This window comes from Lysobacter sp. TAF61 (assembly GCF_052113485.1).
In the GTDB taxonomy this organism is placed as follows: Bacteria; Pseudomonadota; Gammaproteobacteria; order Xanthomonadales; family Xanthomonadaceae; genus Lysobacter_J.
Genome location: NZ_JBFRDH010000002.1, coordinates 113,832 through 131,403, shown reverse-complemented (window position 1 = coordinate 131,403; position 17,572 = coordinate 113,832). Strand labels below are relative to the sequence as shown.

At 66.8% G+C, this 17,572-nt stretch carries 18 protein-coding genes; 13 read left to right on the top strand and 5 right to left on the bottom strand.

The annotated features are described in order from the left end of the window. Positions 1–53: 53 nt before the first annotated feature. Positions 54–464: a low affinity iron permease family protein gene (locus AB4Y64_RS05050; RefSeq protein ID WP_441815355.1), complete on the top strand. Its 411-nt coding sequence runs from the start codon at positions 54–56 to the stop codon at positions 462–464. Between the two features lie 9 nt (positions 465–473). Here the strand turns inward: AB4Y64_RS05050 and AB4Y64_RS05045 are convergent, their stop codons facing one another. Continuing rightward, entirely contained in the window at positions 474–1,397 is a 924-nt protein-coding gene (locus AB4Y64_RS05045; protein ID WP_441815354.1) for an outer membrane protein OmpK, read from the bottom strand. Between the two features lie 21 nt (positions 1,398–1,418). Further along, entirely contained in the window at positions 1,419–1,985 is a 567-nt protein-coding gene (locus tag AB4Y64_RS05040) for a hypothetical protein (RefSeq protein WP_441815353.1), read from the bottom strand. Positions 1,986–2,227: 242 nt separating this feature from the next. Here AB4Y64_RS05040 and AB4Y64_RS05035 point away from each other — a divergent pair, with 242 nt between their 5' ends. From AB4Y64_RS05035 to AB4Y64_RS04995, 9 genes are all read left to right on the top strand, one after another. Next, positions 2,228–3,256, top strand: coding sequence for an NADP-dependent oxidoreductase (locus AB4Y64_RS05035; RefSeq protein ID WP_441815352.1), 1,029 nt, complete (start codon positions 2,228–2,230; stop codon positions 3,254–3,256). A 75-nt stretch (positions 3,257–3,331) separates the two neighbouring features. Then, a complete protein-coding gene (locus tag AB4Y64_RS05030; protein WP_441815351.1) occupies positions 3,332–4,111 on the top strand; it encodes a bestrophin-like domain in 780 nt (259 codons plus the stop codon). A gap of 208 nt (positions 4,112–4,319) precedes the next feature. Continuing rightward, positions 4,320–6,917: a Fe/S-dependent 2-methylisocitrate dehydratase AcnD gene (acnD, locus tag AB4Y64_RS05025; protein ID WP_441815350.1), complete on the top strand. Its 2,598-nt coding sequence runs from the start codon at positions 4,320–4,322 to the stop codon at positions 6,915–6,917. Between the two features lie 57 nt (positions 6,918–6,974). Beyond that, positions 6,975–7,439: an SRPBCC family protein gene (locus AB4Y64_RS05020; RefSeq protein WP_441815349.1), complete on the top strand. Its 465-nt coding sequence runs from the start codon at positions 6,975–6,977 to the stop codon at positions 7,437–7,439. 28 nt (positions 7,440–7,467) lie between these two features. Continuing rightward, positions 7,468–8,652 (top strand): 2-methylaconitate cis-trans isomerase PrpF, encoded by a 1,185-nt coding sequence (prpF, locus tag AB4Y64_RS05015; protein WP_441815348.1) that lies wholly within the window; start codon positions 7,468–7,470, stop codon positions 8,650–8,652. A gap of 17 nt (positions 8,653–8,669) precedes the next feature. After that, the gene (locus AB4Y64_RS05010; RefSeq protein ID WP_441815347.1) at positions 8,670–9,092 is read left to right on the top strand and encodes a DUF1801 domain-containing protein; all 423 of its coding nucleotides are present in this window, start codon (positions 8,670–8,672) and stop codon (positions 9,090–9,092) included. Positions 9,093–9,124: 32 nt separating this feature from the next. Continuing rightward, positions 9,125–9,553, top strand: coding sequence for a DUF1801 domain-containing protein (locus AB4Y64_RS05005; RefSeq protein WP_441815833.1), 429 nt, complete (start codon positions 9,125–9,127; stop codon positions 9,551–9,553). A gap of 109 nt (positions 9,554–9,662) precedes the next feature. After that, the gene (locus AB4Y64_RS05000) at positions 9,663–10,226 is read left to right on the top strand and encodes a hypothetical protein (protein WP_441815346.1); all 564 of its coding nucleotides are present in this window, start codon (positions 9,663–9,665) and stop codon (positions 10,224–10,226) included. Between the two features lie 154 nt (positions 10,227–10,380). After that, complete coding sequence (locus tag AB4Y64_RS04995) at positions 10,381–10,674, top strand: DUF1330 domain-containing protein (RefSeq protein WP_441815345.1); 294 nt, start codon at positions 10,381–10,383, stop codon at positions 10,672–10,674. A 6-nt stretch (positions 10,675–10,680) separates the two neighbouring features. On the opposite strand, the gene AB4Y64_RS04990 is transcribed toward AB4Y64_RS04995, so the two are convergent. The 3 genes from AB4Y64_RS04990 to AB4Y64_RS04980 all read right to left on the bottom strand — a co-directional run bounded on the left by AB4Y64_RS04990 (position 10,681) and on the right by AB4Y64_RS04980 (position 12,984). Next, positions 10,681–11,115 (bottom strand): EamA family transporter, encoded by a 435-nt coding sequence (locus AB4Y64_RS04990; protein ID WP_441815344.1) that lies wholly within the window; start codon positions 11,113–11,115, stop codon positions 10,681–10,683. Positions 11,116–11,232: 117 nt separating this feature from the next. Next, positions 11,233–12,255, bottom strand: coding sequence for a methyltransferase (locus AB4Y64_RS04985; protein WP_441815343.1), 1,023 nt, complete (start codon positions 12,253–12,255; stop codon positions 11,233–11,235). 93 nt (positions 12,256–12,348) lie between these two features. Beyond that, on the bottom strand, positions 12,349–12,984 hold the full coding sequence (locus tag AB4Y64_RS04980; protein WP_441815342.1) for a helix-turn-helix domain-containing protein: 636 nt from the start codon (positions 12,982–12,984) through the stop codon (positions 12,349–12,351). 225 nt (positions 12,985–13,209) lie between these two features. On the opposite strand from AB4Y64_RS04980, the gene AB4Y64_RS04975 reads away from it, so the two are divergent. Genes AB4Y64_RS04975 through AB4Y64_RS04965 form a run of 3 tightly spaced genes read left to right on the top strand, consistent with a single transcriptional unit; the run spans position 13,210 to position 17,572 of the window. Further along, a complete protein-coding gene (locus tag AB4Y64_RS04975; RefSeq protein ID WP_441815341.1) occupies positions 13,210–15,231 on the top strand; it encodes a serine hydrolase in 2,022 nt (673 codons plus the stop codon). A gap of 20 nt (positions 15,232–15,251) precedes the next feature. Further along, a complete protein-coding gene (locus AB4Y64_RS04970) occupies positions 15,252–16,250 on the top strand; it encodes a dipeptide epimerase (RefSeq protein WP_441815340.1) in 999 nt (332 codons plus the stop codon). A gap of 2 nt (positions 16,251–16,252) precedes the next feature. Further along, on the top strand, positions 16,253–17,572 hold the full coding sequence (locus tag AB4Y64_RS04965) for a peptide MFS transporter (RefSeq protein WP_441815339.1): 1,320 nt from the start codon (positions 16,253–16,255) through the stop codon (positions 17,570–17,572).

Below are 17,572 nucleotides of genomic sequence, written 5' to 3'. Positions count from 1 at the left end.
GCCTATCTGCTAGGGTCGGGCGAATGCCGTTGCAGAAGAACGAGGCTTCCCCGATGCGCAACACGTCCTGGTATTCCCGCTTCGCAAAGGCTGCGTCGCATTTCTGCGGCCGGCCACGGGTGTTCGCCTTCGCGGCACTGCTGATCGTCGTGTGGATCGTGACCGGCCCGATCTTCGGCTTCAGCGACACCTGGCAGCTGGTGATCAACACAGGCACGACGATCATCACCTTCCTGATGGTCTTCCTGATCCAGAACACGCAGAACCGCGACACCGAAGCGATCCAGGTGAAACTGGACGAGCTGATCCGCGCGACCAAGGGCGCGCACAACGCGCTGCTGGACCTGGAAGAGCTCGAGGAGCTGAGCCTCGACGAGTTCAAGGCGAAGTACCAGGCCCTCGCCGCCACGGCGCGCTCGCAGCTCGACCAGGGCGACAAGGACACCGGAACGCCGGAACCCTGATCGCCGCCGCTACAGGTGGTACTTGAGCATGACGCTCACGGCATCCTGGTTGGTGTCGAAGGACGGCGAATTGACGATCTGGTACTTGTTCCACCACAGGTCCACTTCGACGCCGATGAAGAACTTGCCCGGTGTGTTCCACATCGCCGCACCGGCGTCCCAGCTGATCTGCGGGTTGAGGTGGTAGCTCCAGTCCTCCGAGCCCAGACCGGTGACCCAGTCGAAGTACCCGTCGACGAGGAACTTCGCGCCTCCGATCTGGAATGGATAGCTGGCTGCCAGCGTGACCTGCATGTCGTGGAAACCGTGCCGGGTGTTCTCGGTGAGTTCGGCGCGGCCATAGAAGTTCAACTGCACGTAGTTGAACTTGCCCATGCCGCCCAGCGGGCCTTCCTTGCGCACGTCCAGGTTCAATCCCAGGCCGAGCAGGGCGGCCTCGGCCAGGTCAGGGTCCTCACCGCGCTCGTATTGCATCGCCAGCAGTACATCCTTGATCTCGAACAGGCTGTGCTTGAACAGCGTGCGCGACAGGTCCTTGTCGAGCATCTTGCCGAAGCTCAGGCGCGGACCGAATTCGCCGTACCAGGTCGAGTCGGTCGCGGGCTCGCCGTGGAAGTCGGTGAAGTCGATGAACATGAAGAAGTCGCCGATCTTCGACTCGTGCGCATGCTCGAGCGTGAACGTCGACTGCTCGTCGGGGTCGACCGCGAAGCCCTTGCCGTACGCGAGCAGCGTGAGGCTGGTATCCGTCCACAGGAAGAATGAGGAGTCCGCCGCTGGCGGTGCTTCTTCGGGTGGCTCAGCGGTCTGTGCAGCGGCCGCGGTCGCAGCCAGCAGGCCGATCACCGCGACGGCGAGAACGCGTGCAGGCCTTGCCCGCGATTGCCGCGATTGCCGCGATTGCCGCGACTGCCGTGACTGCCGTGAGGCCATTGCCGGCTCCTGGCAGGTCGCTCACAGCTTGCCTTCGGACCCGGTGTAGCTGACGTTCCAGACCTTGCCCTTCTGGTCGGTCATGCAGGCCCAGGGCGCCTGGGCACCCGGTACCTTCACCGACACCGAGATGCCGGCCTCGCTGCCCAGCGACTCGATCACCGAAAGCTTGTTGCTGGCAATGCCGACCTTCTTGGACACGGCGGCCAGGCAGGCCTGTTCCGAGCCCGGATGCGATTCGCCCGACGCAGGCGTGGGCGCGGCCGCCGCGGGTTCGGCAACCTCGGAGCTGGCGACCGTGCAGATGCCGTTCGCGCGGGCCTTGCCGGTGTACGAGACATCGGGTGTGCCGTCGGGATTGATCGTGATCGAGATGGTCGTTCCCGTTGCCGCGTCCTTGGCCTCGTAGGCGTTGTCGTTGAACACCTTGAGCTTGGCTTCCTTGCCGTTGACATAGACCGGGCCGCCCTGGTCGACGTGGACATCCAGTTTGCCCGGGCAGGTGGCGTTGATCAGCGGCAACTTCGCCTCGGCGTCAAAGGCGAGCAGGGAAGCGGCGAAGGCGATCGGAATGAGCAACGATTTCATGACGGACTCACCTGCAGGGGAGTGTGGTTCAGGGATGTGGTCCAGCAATGTGGCCCAGCAATGTGGGTCAATACAGCGACGCGGCCGTGATGCCTGCGTGATGGGCACAAGACGCATGCATGGCCGTACACGCATGCCCGTACGTTTGTGCAACACAGTGTCGCGGACCGGCTGGCGAGAGACGGGCATAAGATGTCGGCCTGATCGCGGCAGCGACTGTCGCATCGCCATCGGAGCCTTCCATGCCGCAGACCGCCAACGTGAACCGCCGTATCGCCCTTGCCTCGCGCCCAAAGGGTGCGCCGACGACGGAGGATTTCCGCCTCGAACAACTCGACGTACCGACGCCTGGAGACGGCCAGGTGCTGCTGCGCACGCTGTATCTCTCGCTCGATCCCTACATGCGCGGCCGAATGAGCGATGCGCCCTCGTACGCACCGCCCACCGAAGTGGGCGATGTCATGGTCGGCGGCACGGTCAATCGCGTCGTCGCATCGCGCCATCCGAAGTTCGCCGAGGGTGACCTCGTGCTCGGCGGCGCCGGCTGGCAGGACTATGTGCTCACGGACGGAAGCGACCTGATGCGACTGGGCGATGCCGCCCATTCGTCGCTGGCGCTGAGCGTGCTGGGCATGCCCGGCTTCACCGCCTACCACGGGCTGCTGAACATCGGCGAGCCCAAGCCCGGCGAGACCGTGGTGGTCGCCGCCGCCAGCGGCGCCGTGGGCGCCGTCGTCGGCCAGATCGCGAAGATCAAGGGTGCCAGGGCCGTCGGCATTGCCGGTGGCGCCGACAAATGCCGCTACGTCCTCGACGAGCTCGGCTTCGATGCCTGCATCGACCGCAATGATCCGCAGTTCGCCAAGCAGCTGGCGCAGGCCTGCCCGGACGGCATCGATGTCTACTTCGAGAATGTGGGCGGAGCAGTACTCGATGCCGTGCTGCCGCTGCTCAACATCGGTGCCCGCGTGCCGGTATGCGGGCTGATCGCGCACTACAACGACCAGAAGCTTCCGCCCGGACCGGACCGGTTGCCGCTGCTGATGGGGCTGCTGCTGCGCCAGCGCATCCGCGCGCAGGGATTCATCATCCTCGACCATTACGCCGACGGCTTCGCGCCGTTCTACCGCGAGATGAGCGCCTGGGTCGCCGCGGGCAAGGTGAAGTTGCGCGAAGACATCGTCGACGGGCTGGAGAATGCGCCGGAGGCGTTCATCGGCATGCTTGAGGGCCGGAATTTCGGCAAGCTGGTCATCCGCGTCGCCGACTGACGGCGCTGGCCGACTTCACGACAGCGTAATGCGGGGCCGCGAAGACTGCGGGGCTTGCACCGTGGAGCGGCGAGCGTGGGCTTCGCATCGCAGGTAGTGCTGTTCTCGCTCGGCCTGTTCGCCGGGATCCTGCTGTTCGTCGAGCTGGGCCGTCGGGTTGGTATCGCCCATCTGGCGCGCGAGGGACGTGGGCTGACCAAGGGCGCCGAAGCCGCGGAAGGCGCGGTGTTCGGCCTGCTGGCGCTGCTGATCGCCTTCACCTTCTTCGGTGCGGCGTCGCGCTTCGATGACCGCCGCCGCCTGGTCGCCGACGAAGCCAACGCGATAGGTACCGCCTACCTGCGCCTGGACCTGCTGCCGGCCGATGCGCAGCCGGAGCTGCGGGCGTTGTTCCGGCGCTACCTGGAAGCGCGCCTGGTGACGTACCGCAACGTCGAGGACCGGGTCGCGACTGCGGCGCGTCTGGGCAGCGACGCGGCGCTGCAACGGCAGATCTGGTTGAAGGCCGTGAGCGCATGCAAGCGAGTGGAGACCCCGGGGCCGGCGATGACACTGATGGTGACCTCGCTGACCGAGATGTTCGACATCACCGACACGCGCGTGGCGGCCACGCGCAATCATCCGCCGAGGGTCGTCTACTGGCTGCTGGGCAGCCTGTGCCTCATCGCCGGGCTGCTGGTCGGCTATGCCACTTCGCGCAATCCCGATCGCAGCTGGCTGCACATGTTCGTGTTCGCCACGATCCTGTCGTTGACGGTGTACGTGACCATCGAGATCGAGTACCCGCGGATGGGGCTGATCCGCGTCGATTCGGCCGACCAGGCACTGGTCGACCTGCGCGACCAGCTGCGCTGAGAAGCGGCTCAGGGGCCCCGGCGCCCCCCGCTGTCCGCGTTCCAGCCAGAAATGGGGGGTCCGGGCCCCCATCAATTGCGGGATAATCGCCGGTGCCGGGATTTCCCCGGCCTCAGCGCACCTGCCAGACCGGGCTCCGCATGGCCTCACGATGCATGCCCGCGAAGGAGTGTCGCTGTCGCACTCCGACGAAGACCCAGCAGCCGCCATGAATACCCAACACCGCAAGCCGCTCCCGGGCACCGCGCTCGATTACTTCGATGCACGCGCCGCGATCGAGGCGATCGCGCCCGGCGCCTACGACCGGCTGCCGTATACCTCGCGCGTGCACGCCGAGAACCTGGTGCGCCGTGCCGAGCCGCACATGCTCGATGCCTACCTGACGCAGCTGATCGAACGTCGCCGCGACCTCGACTTCCCGTGGTTCCCGGCGCGCGTGGTCTGCCACGACATCCTCGGCCAGACCGCGCTGGTCGACCTGGCCGGTTTGCGCGACGCGATCGCCGAGCGCGGTGGCGACCCGTCGCAGATCAATCCGGTGGTGCCGACGCAGCTGATCGTCGATCACTCGCTGGCCGTGGAATACGGTGGCTTCGACAAGGACGCGTTCGCCAAGAACCGCGCTGTCGAGGATCGCCGCAACGAAGACCGCTTCCACTTCATCAACTGGACCAAGAAGGCGTTCCGCAACGTCGACGTGATTCCGCCGGGCAACGGCATCATGCATCAGATCAATCTGGAGCGGATGTCGCCGGTGGTGCATGCGCGCGACGGTGTCGCGTTCCCGGACACGCTGGTCGGCACCGACAGCCATACGCCGCACGTCGATGCGCTGGGCGTGATCGCCATCGGCGTCGGCGGCCTCGAAGCCGAGAGCGTGATGCTCGGTCGCGCCTCGTGGATGCGCCTGCCCGACATCATTGGCGTCAACCTCACCGGCAAGCCGCAGCCCGGCATCACCGCCACCGACGTCGTGCTGGCGCTGACCGAGTTCCTGCGCCAGTCCAAGGTGGTCGGCGCGTACCTGGAATTCCACGGCGAAGGCGCATCGGCGCTGACCCTGGGCGACCGCGCCACGATCTCCAACATGGCGCCGGAATACGGCGCGACCGCGGCGATGTTCTTCATCGACGACAAGACCATCGACTACCTGCGCCTGACCGGCCGCGAAGACGCGCAGATCAGACTGGTCGAGACCTACGCCAGGCAGGCCGGCCTGTGGGCCGATGCGCTGAAGAACGCCGAGTACGAGCGCGAACTCACCTTCGACCTGTCGACGGTGGTGCGCAACATGGCCGGACCTTCCAACCCGCACAAGCGCCTGCCGACCTCGGACCTGGCCGCACGCGGCATTGCCGGCGAGTGGCAGGACGTGCCCGGGCAGATGCCCGACGGTGCGGTGATCATCGCCGCCATCACCAGCTGCACCAACACCAGCAATCCGCGCAATGTCATCGCCGCCGGCCTGATCGCGCGCAACGCCAACGCGCGCGGACTGGTTCGCCGGCCGTGGGTGAAGTCGTCGCTGGCGCCGGGTTCCAAGGCCGTGCAGCTGTACCTGGAAGAGGCCGGCCTGCTGTCGGAGCTGGAGCAGCTCGGCTTCGGCATCGTCGCCTTCGCCTGCACCACCTGCAACGGCATGAGCGGCGCACTCGATCCGGCGATCCAGCAGGAAGTGATCGATCGCGACCTGTATGCAACGGCGGTGCTGTCGGGCAACCGCAATTTCGATGGCCGCATCCATCCGTACGCCAAGCAGGCGTTCCTGGCCTCGCCGCCGCTGGTGGTGGCCTATGCCATCGCCGGCACGGTGCGCTTCGACATCGAACGCGATGCGCTCGGCCATGACGCCGACGGCAACGCGATCACGCTCAAGGACATCTGGCCGAGCGACGAGGAGATCGACGCGATCGTCGCCAGCAGCGTCAAGCCGGAGCATTTCCGCCAGGTGTACGAGCCGATGTTCCGCATCAGCCAGATGCACGGCGAAAAGGTCGGCCCGCTGTACGACTGGCGCCCGCAGAGCACCTACATCCGCCGTCCGCCGTACTGGGAAGGCGCGCTGGCCGGCGAGCGCACGCTCAGCGGCATGCGCGCGCTTGCGGTGCTCGGCGACAACATCACCACCGACCACCTGTCGCCGTCGAACGCGATCATGGCCGACAGTGCCGCCGGCGAGTACCTGGCGAAGATGGGCCTGCCGGAAGAGGACTTCAATTCCTACGCCACCCACCGCGGCGACCACCTGACCGCGCAGCGCGCCACCTTCGCCAACCCGAAGCTGCTCAACGAGATGGTCCGCGATGAGGCCGGAAACGTGAAGCAGGGTTCGCTGGCGCGGATCGAGCCGGACGGGCAGGTCACGCGCATGTGGGAGGCGATCGAAACCTACATGGAGCGTCGCCAGCCGCTGATCATCATCGCCGGCGCCGACTACGGCCAGGGTTCCTCGCGCGACTGGGCGGCCAAGGGCGTGCGCCTGGCCGGCGTCGAGGCGATTGCCGCCGAGGGTTTCGAGCGGATCCACCGCACCAACCTGATCGGCATGGGCGTGCTGCCGCTGGAGTTCCTGCCGGGCACCAACCGCACCACGCTGGCCATCGACGGCACCGAGACGTTCGACGTCATCGGCGAGCGCACGCCGCGCGCGCAGCTGACGCTGGTGATCAACCGCCGCAATGGCGCGCGTGTCGAAGTGCCGGTGACCTGCCGCCTCGATACCGCCGAGGAAGTGTCGATCTACGACGCCGGCGGCGTGCTGCAGCGTTTCGCCAACGATTTCCTGGAGTCCGCACAGGCGGCCTGAGGCCGCCACCCGCCGCCCGCAATTCCCCGCAGTCCCCGACAGCAAGGAGATACGGAAATGACAGCAGCCACCGGAACCGTGCGCCTCCACCGCGTACTGCGTGCGCCCGCCGAACGCATCTATCGTGCATTCCTCGATCCCGACGCGATGGCCAAGTGGCTGCCGCCGCACGGCTTCACCGGCAAGGTGCATCACATGGACGCGAAGGTGGGCGGCAGTTACCGCATGTCGTTCACCAACTTCGGCACCGGCAAGAGTCATTCGTTCGGCGGCAAGTACCTCGACCTGGTGCCGGGAGAATTGCTGCGCTACGTCGATGAGTTCGAAGACCCGAACATGCCCGGCCAGATGCAGGTCACCGTGACGCTGAAGACGGTCCTGTGCGGCACCGAACTCAACGTGGTGCAGGAAGGCATCCCGGCGATGATCCCGGTGGAGTTCTGCTACCTGGGCTGGCAGGAATCGTTGACGTTGCTCGCGCAGCTGATCGAAGCCAATGTCCCTGACGAACCTGCCCCCTGACCACAACCCCTGATTCGACGGAACCCCCATGTCCCATCTCCCCCAGATCCGCGTCCCGGCCACCTACATGCGTGGCGGCACCAGCAAGGGCGTGTTCTTCCGCCTGCAGGACCTGCCCGAAGTGGCGCAGGTGCCGGGCCCGAAGCGCGATGCCTTGCTGATGCGCGTGATCGGCTCACCCGATCCCTACGGCAAGCACACCGACGGCATGGGCGGTGCGACCTCGAGCACCAGCAAGTGCGTGATCATTTCCCGCGCGTCGGTGCCCGACCATGACGTCGACTACCTCTATGGCCAGGTCCTCATCGACAAGCCGTTCGTCGACTGGAGCGGCAACTGCGGCAACCTCAGTTCGGCGGTGGGACCGTTCGCGATCAGCGCCGGCCTGGTCGATGCCAGCCGCGTGCCCGCCGACGGCATCGCGGTGGTGCGGATCTGGCAGGCCAACATCGGCAAGACCATCATCGCCCACGTGCCGATGAGCAACGGCCAGGTGCAGGAGACCGGCGACTTCGAACTCGACGGCGTGACGTTCCCGGCCGCCGAGATCGCGCTGGAGTTCCTCGACCCGGCCGACGACAGCGACGGTGGCTCGATGTTCCCGACCGGCAACCTGGTCGACGACCTCGAAGTCCCGGGCGTCGGGACGCTGAAGGTGACGATGATCACCGCCGGCATCCCGACCATCTTCGTCAATGCCGCCGACCTGGGTTACACCGGCACCGAGCTGCAGCCGGTCTTCAACGATGACCCGAAGGCACTGGCGCGCTTCGAGGCCATCCGCGCGCACGGCGCGTTGCGCATGGGGCTGATCAAGAGCATCGAGCAGGCCGCCACGCGCCAGCACTCGCCGAAGGTCGCGATCGTCGCGCCGGCGCAGGACTACGTTGCTTCCAGCGGCAAGCACATCGCCGCTTCCGACATCGACCTGCACGTGCGTGCGATGTCGATGGGCAAGCTGCACCACGCGATGATGGGCACCGCTTCGGTTGCAATCGGCACCGCCGCTTCCGTCCCGGGCACGCTGGTCAACCAGGCCGCTGGCGGTGGCGAACACAGTGCGGTGCGTTTCGGCCATCCGTCGGGCACGCTGCGTGTCGGTGCCGAGGCCAGGCTGGTCGACGGCGAGTGGACGGTCACCCGCGCGGTGATGAGCCGCAGCGCACGGGTGCTGATGGAAGGCGCGGTGCGGGTACCGGCCGACTCGTTCTGAGGCTTGGGAGTGGGCGCGTGACCGACCAGAAGTCCGATTCGCCGAAACTGCTCGCCGGCGGCAACCCGCAGATTGCCAAGGCTTACGGCGACGCCCCGGTGCAGGCCTACATCGCGGCCATGCCGGGCTGGAAGCGCGACGTCGGTCGCCGCCTCGACGAGCTCATCGTGTCCGCCGTTCCGGCCGTCAGCAAAGCCGTCAAATGGAACTCGCCCTTGTACGGAATCGAGGGCGATGGCTGGTTCCTCAGCGTCCATTGCTTCACGAAGTACATCAAGGTGGCGTTCTTCCGCGGCACCTCGCTGCGCCCGGTTCCTCCGGGCGAGTCGAAGAGCCAGGACACCCGCTACCTGCACATCGGCGAGGCCGAGCCGCTGGACGAGTCGCAGTTCACCGCCTGGGTGAAGCAGGCCAGCCAGCTGCCCGGCGAGCGGATGTGATTCCTTTCCCCACGACCAAGGCAACCACGATGATGAAGAAGAGCGGCCCGGCGGAGGACAACACCGATTCCGCCTCGCAGTTGATCGACGAGCGCATCAACGAACTCGGTGACTGGCGCGGCGAGACGCTGGGCCGGATCCGGGCAGTCGTCCTCAAGGCCGACCCTGGCATCGTCGAGGAGTGGAAGTGGGGCGTCCCGGTGTGGTCGCACAACGGCATCATCAGCACCGGCGAGGTCTACAAGAGCGCGGTGAAGATGACCTTCGCCAAGGGTGCCTCGCTCGAAGATCCCAAGGGCCTGTTCAACTCCAGCCTGGACGGCAACACCCGCCGCGCCATCGATTTCCGCGAAGGCGTGAAGATCGACGAAGCCGGATTGAAGGCGCTGGTTCGCGCGGCGGTGGCCTTGAACGCGTCGGCGGTGGCCACTCGCGCCAGGAAGAAAACCAAGGGCGCCTGATCGCCCTCAATTTGTCCCGGTTTGGCCGGTCGCCGACAGCTGCCATTCAAGCCGGTGTGATAGCGTCAAGTCCCGCACCGCGCAGCCGCGCACTTTCGAGACACCTGCCATGAAACCGGTCGCGACAATCAGTCTCGTGCTTGTGTGCGGTGTGCTGGCCGCCGGCCCGGCCGGGGCGCAGCAGGCGCCCGATTCCACCGCCCGCGCACTGGACCTCAGCGTGCCGGCAACGAAGATCGCCTTCGCCAACACCGCCGACTATCTCAACGTTCCGCCCGGCACCCCGGAGGGAGTGGCCAGTGCCAGCAACCAGACGGGCTGGCGCCCACGGGACCCGCGCGACATGGCCAACGGCAACGGCGACTGGCAGGTTCACGGCAACCTGGAAATGGGCGTGGGCTGGTCCGAGCACGGCGGCAACAGCAACTACCAGGCCGCCAACATCAACCTGGGCAAGGACTACACCACCGACGACGGCGACACCCGCCGCATCGGCCTCAACATCAGCGTCGGCCAGTACGACGGTCCGATGTATGGGCCGGGCTATGGACCAGGTTATGGACCGGGCTATTACTACGGCCCCGGTCCGGGACCGATGTCGGCACCGATGCTGGACGGGCCCTTGCCCGGTGGTCCGATGCCCGGTGCGTTCCGCCCGCCGCTGCGGCGCTGACCTGCGCCAGCCTCTCCTGCTTGCCATCGGGGTGAGAGTCCATCTCGATTGTTCCCCGGCGCGGAAGGATGTCTGCCCAGCCTCGGGGATTCGCGGGCCGATACCTCACGCGTAGATTCTGCGCATCGACCAATCCGGTCGGCGGAGGTGTCGCATGAACAAGGGCTATTGGGTAATCGCGTGGAAGTCGGTATCCGATCCGGTCGCGGTCGGGCGCTACATCGCGCCCGGGACCGAGGCGATCCTCGCGCACGGTGGGCGCATCGTCGCTGGCGGAGAGCCTGCCAGGACCTACGAACAAGGCATGCCCTCGCGGCTGGTGCTGGTCGAGTTCGAGAGCCTGGCAGCGGCCATATCGGCCTACGAGAGCGCCGACTACCAGGCGTCGCTGACCTTCCTGGTGGGTGCGGCCGAGCGCGACGTGCGCATCATCGAAGGGCTGGAGTGACCGCGGTCAGCGACGCAGGACGAGCAGTACCAGGCCGCCGGTGATCATCCCGATGCCGGTCCATTCGCGCCAGCTGAGGCGTTCGCCGAGGAAGGCGAACGCGAACACCGCCACCAGCACCACACTGAACTTGTCCACCGGCGCGACCAGCGACACGTCGCCCATCTGCAGCGCGCGGAAGTAGCAGTACCACGAGGCGCCCGTCGCCAGCGCCGACAACACCAGGAAGGCCAGGGTGTTGCCGGGCAGCTGGAACGGGTTCGACCATTTGCCACTGAACATCACGAACGGAACGATGACGGCCGCCACGACCAGGGTGCGGATGGCCATGGCGAGGTCGGAATCGACGTCGTGCACGCCGACCTTGGCGAACACGGCGGTCAGTGCTGCGAATACGGCTGACATCAGGGCCCAGATGGCCCAATTGCTGGGGATTGTCATGCGCATCTCCTGACCGGTCGGCGGCGTGGATGCCATTTCAGTCCCGAACGGGGCCGTGGGCAAGCTCGGTGATGGGGCAGCGTCGTGTCTGCCACGCAGCTTGCGGCCGGAAAATCGCTACTTGTAGGCGACCGCCGCGCTCGCCGGACCACCCAGCGAAATAACCTCCGTGCGCTCGAACCCCGCTTCCCGGCACCAGCCATCGAAGTCGCGCGCGGTGAAGTCGAAGGCGTCGCCAAACTCGATCAGCATGTTCAGCGACATCATCAGGCCGAATGCGTTCTCGCGGCGTGCGTCATCGATGAGGTTCTCGATGACGACGAACGCGCCGCCCTTGCGCAGTGAGTCGTATGCCGCTTTGACGAGGTGGCGTTTACCCTCCAGGTTCCAGTCGTGCAGGATCATCCCCATCGTGATGATGTCGGCGCTGGGCAACGGCTGGGTCAGGAAGTCGACCGACTGCGCGCGCACCTGCCCGGTCATGCCTGCCCGGGCGATCTCGCGCTCGGCGATGGGCGTCACCACCGGCAGGTCGGCGCTGATGCAGCGCATATGTGGATGGCGACGCGCCACCGCCATCGACAGCTGACCGGTGGCGCCGCCGACGTCGCACAGCGTGGTGTAGCGCGAGAAGTCGAAGGCTTCGGCAAAGGCGTGGAAGTTGCCGGCGGAGATGCCCGCCATCGCGCCCATGAACTGCTCCAGGCGCGCCGGGTCGCGGTACAGTTCGTCGAACATCGAAGCGCCGGTGCGCTTGATCTCGTTCTGCGGTTCGCCGGTACGCAGCGCCTGGCTGAGGTCGCCCCAGAACGGATACAGGCGGTCGTTGGCCATCGACAGGAAGCCGCCGATGTAGCCCTTGCTGGCACGGTCCAGGAAGTGCGCGGTTTCGGCCGTGTTGCGATAGCGCGCCTGCGCGCCGTCGCCGTCGCGCTCGAGGAAGCCCAGCGCCAGCAGGGTGTCGAAGAAGTCGGGGTTGGCGCGCGGGCTCAGGCCCAGCGCGGCCTGCAATTCGGCGCCGGTCATCGCGCCGTCCCCGAGCCGGGAGAACACACCCAGGTCCACGGCCGACAGCAGGGTCTTGGCAGGCCAGAAGCCCATGCCGACCTCGATGATCCGGGCGGGGGACAGGTCGTTCATGGCGCTACCTCGGCAGTCCGGAGTCTGCTGGACAACGCGGCCGGGCGGTGCGTTCGGCCAGAAGGCCGCGCCCGGCGTCGCAGGCGTGTACGGCTACCGGTTTGCAGCCTCGTCGCCGTGCAGCGTCATCAGCGACTGCATCAGGTGTTCGTCGCTGCTGGAGCACACACCGAGCAGGACGACCTCCTCGCAACCCTCGGCGGCGACATAGGCGTGGCCCATGTTGGAGTCGATGTACACCGATTCGCCGGCCTCGAGCACGATCGGGTCGTAGAACTCGGTATGCACTTCAGCGCGGCCTTCGAGCACGTAGATGTACTCCTCGCCCGAGTGCCGGACCAGGTCGCCGAACTCGCCGATGCTCTTGGCGCGCACGCGCGTCACCACCGGAATCATGCGTTTGCGGCGCAATTCCGGACACAGGTAGAAGTAGTCGTAGTTGGGCGTGTTGACGCGGATCGAGTCGTCGATGCGGCCGATGCTGCGGCGCGCGGTGACCGCCGGCTCGGCGGCCTCGTCGGGCTCGGCGAACAGCTCCGACATGCGGATGTTCAGGCGCTGGCTGAGCTGCAGCAGCTTGTCGTAGGTCAGCGTCAGGCGGTCGTGCTCGATCTTCGACAGCGTCGACAGCGGAATGCCGCAGCGCTGGCTCATTTCCTTGAGCGTCCAGCCGTTTCGCGCGCGCAACGAGCGCAACAGGCTGCCAATCGTGGGGTGTTGCGAAGTCATCTAGCGGGGGCTCCTGCCGGGCACGGGTCCGGGGCACGCCTGGGGCGGGCCGGGGACTGCAGCCATGATCCTGCCATTTCCTCGGATTGACCAGAACAGGTTGACAATTCTCTGATTAGGATCATTAATGCCGAAACAGGTCGATAAGCGGCCTGCGTGCGCCCGGTTTGTCCGGATGCGCCGGTGGGATCCGCCTTCGGGCATGAACTTGGGGAGTACGTGTCGATGCGTCTGACTGCAGTCTCGTACCTGATCGGCTTGATCCTGGCGCTCCCGGCAGTGCCGGTTCTGGCCCAGGAAGGACAGGACATCAAGCCGGCCGTGCCGGCACCGACCGTGCCGGCGCTGCCGCAGGCCGCGCCCGTGGCGACCGACGTCCCCGCGCCAGGCGTGGCTGCGCTGAACCGCGCCGATGTCGAAGCCTGGCTCGACGGCTTCATGCCCTACGCGCTCAACCGTGGCGACATCGCCGGTTCGGTCGTGGTGGTGGTGAAGGACGGCCAGGTCCTGCTGCAGAAGGGCTACGGCTACGCCGATGTCGCCTCGCGCAAGCCGGTCGACCCGGAGCAGACGCTGTTCCGTCCCGGCTCGGTGTCCAAGCTGCTGACGTGGACCGCGGTGATGCAGCTGGTCGAGGCCGGCAAGCTCGACCTCGACGAGGACATCAACAAGTACCTCGACTTCGAGGTTCCCGCCCGCAACGGCAAGCCGGTGACGCTGCGCCAGGCCATGACCCACACCACGGGCATGGAAGAAACCGCGCGCGCACTGATCGCCAACGACGAGAAGGGCCTGATCCCGCTTGAGGCCTACCTCAAGCACTGGGTGCCCACGCGCATCTACGACCCGGGCACCACGCCGTCGTACTCCAACTACGCCACCGCCATGGCCGGCTACGCCGTCCAGCGTGTCTCGGGCATGCCGTTCGACGATTACATCGACCAGCACATCTTCAAGCCGCTGGGCATGCAGCACTCCAGCTTCCGCCAGCCGCTGCCGAAGAACCTGCAGCCGCTGATGGCCAGCGGTTATTCGCAGGCCTCGGAAGGCAAGGCCAAGTCGTACGAGATCGTCAATCCGGCGCCGGCGGGCAGCCTGGCATCGACCGGCGCGGACATGGCCAAGTTCATGATCGCGCACCTCAACAACGGCGCCTACGGCGATGCTCGCATCCTGTCGGAAGCGACCGCGCGGCAGATGCACGAGACCACGCTGACGATCCTGCCGCCGCTCAACCGCATGGCGCTGGGTTTCTACGAGGCCAACATCAACGGCCACCGCTCGATCGCCCATGCCGGCGACACGCAGTGGTTCCACAGCGACCTGCACCTGTTCCCGGATGACGGCGTAGGCCTCTACATCTCGGTCAACTCCAGTGGCAAGGAAGGCGCGGCGCACGTGGTCCGCACCGAGCTGTTCCATGCCTTCGCCGATCGCTACCTGCCGGGCCCGAACGCCGAAGGCAAGGTCGACGAAGCCACCGCCAAGCTCCATGCCGCGCAGATGGCGGGCCGCTACGACAACAGCCGCCGCTCCGAGGACGGCTTCGTTGCCCTGGCCTACCTGCTTGGCCAGTCGCAGGTGGTCGCCAATGAAGACGGCACCATCACTGTGCCCGACCTGCTCGGCGCCAACGGCGCACCGAAGAAGTGGCGTGAAGTCGCGCCGTACGTGTGGCGCGATGTCGACGGTCCCGACCGCATCGCCGCGCAGGTGATGAACGGCAAGGTGGAGCGCTTCAGCACCGACCCGATCTCGCCCTTCATGGTCTTCGACCGCACGCCCTGGTACCGCTCGGGCGGCGTGTTCCTGCCGATCCTCGCGCTCGGCCTGTGCGCGCTGCTGCTGACCGTGCTGGCCTGGCCGATCTCGGCCCTGGTGCGCCGCCACTACCGCGTGCCGTATGCACTGACCGGTGCCGACGCGACCTGGCACAAGCGCATCCGCCTGGCCTCGCTGGCCGTGGTGGTGTCGCTGGGTGCTGCGGTGGTCCTGGCGGTGTGGATGCTCAGCAGCCTCGACATGCTCTCGCCGGCCAGCGACAAGTGGGTGCACACGCTGCGCCTGCTGAACCTGGTGGTGCTGCCGCTGGGTGCGCTGGTGGGACTGGGCAATGCCTGGCACGTGCTGCGCAGCGGTCGCCGCTGGACGGTCAAGCTGTGGAGCGTGGTCCTCGCGCTGTCGATGCTGGGCCTGCTGTGGTTCGGCATCTCCCAGAACATCCTCGGCTACAGCGCCAACTACTGACGGCAGCAGGACTGATCCACGTGGCTACTTCCGTCAGTGTCGACATCCGCAACGAACTGCTCCGCCTGGCGAAGCCGTTCCGTATCTCCGGTCACGTCTTCCGCGATTCGCCGGTGACGGTGGTGACCCTGCGCCATGGCCCCCACCAGGGCCGTGGCGAAGGGGCCGGCGTTTATTACCTTCGCGACGAACCGGCCGACATGCTGGCGACGCTGGAGTCGCATCGCGCGGCGATAGAAGCCGGCATCAGCCGCGAGGAACTGCGCGCGCTGCTGCCGCCGGGCGGCGCCCGCAACGCGCTCGACTGCGCGTTGTGGGAACTGGAAGCCAGCCTTGCCGGCGTGCCGGTGTGGAAGCTGGCCGGGCTGGAAACGGCGCGTCCGCTGCTGACGACCTACACGCTCGGTGCGGACGAACCGGCGGTGATGGCCGCCGGTGCGGTGGCCTACTCGCACGCCCGCGCGATCAAGATGAAGCTCACCGGCGATGTCGACCTCGACATCGCGCGCGTGCATGCCGTGCGTGCTGCGCGAACGGATGTCTGGCTCGGTGTGGACGCCAACCAGGGCTACGTGGCCGATACGCTGCACAAGCTCGTGCCGGTGCTGGTGGATGAAAATGTGTCGCTGCTCGAGCAACCGTGCGCGCGCGGCGACGAAGCCTGCCTCGACGGCCTCGATTGCAGCGTTGCGATCGCGGCTGACGAAAGCGTGCAGGGCTTGGACGAGATCGAACCGCTGCTGGGCCGCTTCGACGTGGTCAACATCAAGCTCGACAAGTGCGGCGGCCTGACCGAAGGCCTGCTGATGGCCGAACGCGCCCGCGCGCTGGGCCTGCAGGTGATGGTCGGCAACATGATCGGTACCAGCTGGGCGATGGGCGCGGGCTTCGTGCTCGGCCAGCATTGCGACATCGTCGATCTCGACGGTGCGTTGTTCCTTGCCCAGGACCGCAGCCCGGGCGTGATCTATGCCGACGGCCAGGTCGACTGCCCCGGCAACGTGTGGGGCGGTTGCTGAGGATGGTCGCAAGCGCGCGCAGCCGCGACCTGTTCGGCCAGCCGCGTGGCCTGACCGTGCTGTTCCTGACGCAGATGTGGGAGATCTTCTCCTACTACGGCATGCGCTCGCTGCTGGTCTACTACATGACCAAGCAGCTGTCGCTGGGCCAGCAGCACGCGTCGCTGGTGTATGGCGCGTACACGGCGACGGTCTACTTCACGCCGATCATCGGCGGGGTGATCTCCGATCGCTGGCTCGGGCGCCGTCGCGCCGTGATCATCGGCGCCTCGATCATGGCGCTCGGCCATTTCCTGATGGCCTCCGAAAGCCTGTTCTACTTCGCGCTGGCCGCTATCGCGCTCGGCAACGGCCTGTTCCTGCCGAGCCTGCCGAGCCAGATCGACGGTCTCTACGCCAAGGACGATCCGCGTCGCGGCTCGGCCTACAACGTGTACTACGTCGGCATCAACGTCGGCGGCCTGCTGGCGCCACTGGTCTGCGGCACGCTCGGCGAGTTGTACGGCTGGCATTACGGATTCGGCGCCGCCGGCATCGGCATGCTCGCCGGACTGGTGATCTATGTGCTCGGTTCGCGCCACCTGCCCGAAGAAGGCCCGCGACGCACCGACGCGCCGACGCAGCCGGCGGTCGCGCTGCAGCGCCATGAGTTGTGGCAGCGCGTGCGCGTGCTGGCCGCGATCGCGCTGACGGTGATGCTGTTCCGCGGCGCCTACGAGCAGCTCGGCAACACCATCGCGCTATGGGCGGACACGGGCGTGAACCGCGCGCTCGGCGGCTTCACCATCCCGATGACCTGGTTCCAGTCGCTCAATCCCCTGCTGGTGATCGTGCTGACGCCGTTGTTCGTCGCGCACTGGACCCGACAGGCCCGCAACGGTCGCGAACCTGCGCCGGCCCGCAAGATGGCCATTGGCGCGCTCGGCGTCGCCTGTGCCTACCTGCTGCTGGCCGTGGTCAGCGCGACCGCGCCGGCGGGGCAGGCGAGCTGGATCTGGCTGGCGCTGTTCTTCCTGGTGCTGACCTCGGGCGAGCTCTTCATCCTGCCGATCGGCCTGGGATTGTTCGCACGGCTCGCGCCGGCGGGGCACGGCGCGACCACCATCGCCGCGTGGTTCTTCACGACCTTCGGCGGCAGCCTGCTGGCCGGCGTGCTCGGTACCTACTGGAGCGTGCTCGGCCCTTCTTCCTTCTTCGTACTCATGGGCGCGGTCGGCATTGCCGCCGGCGCCCTGCTGTGGCTGCTCGATCGCCCCACCCGAAAGGTGGAAGCGGTCGCGCAGTTGCCCGCCGCGGCCATTGGCCAAGCGACACCTTTGTAA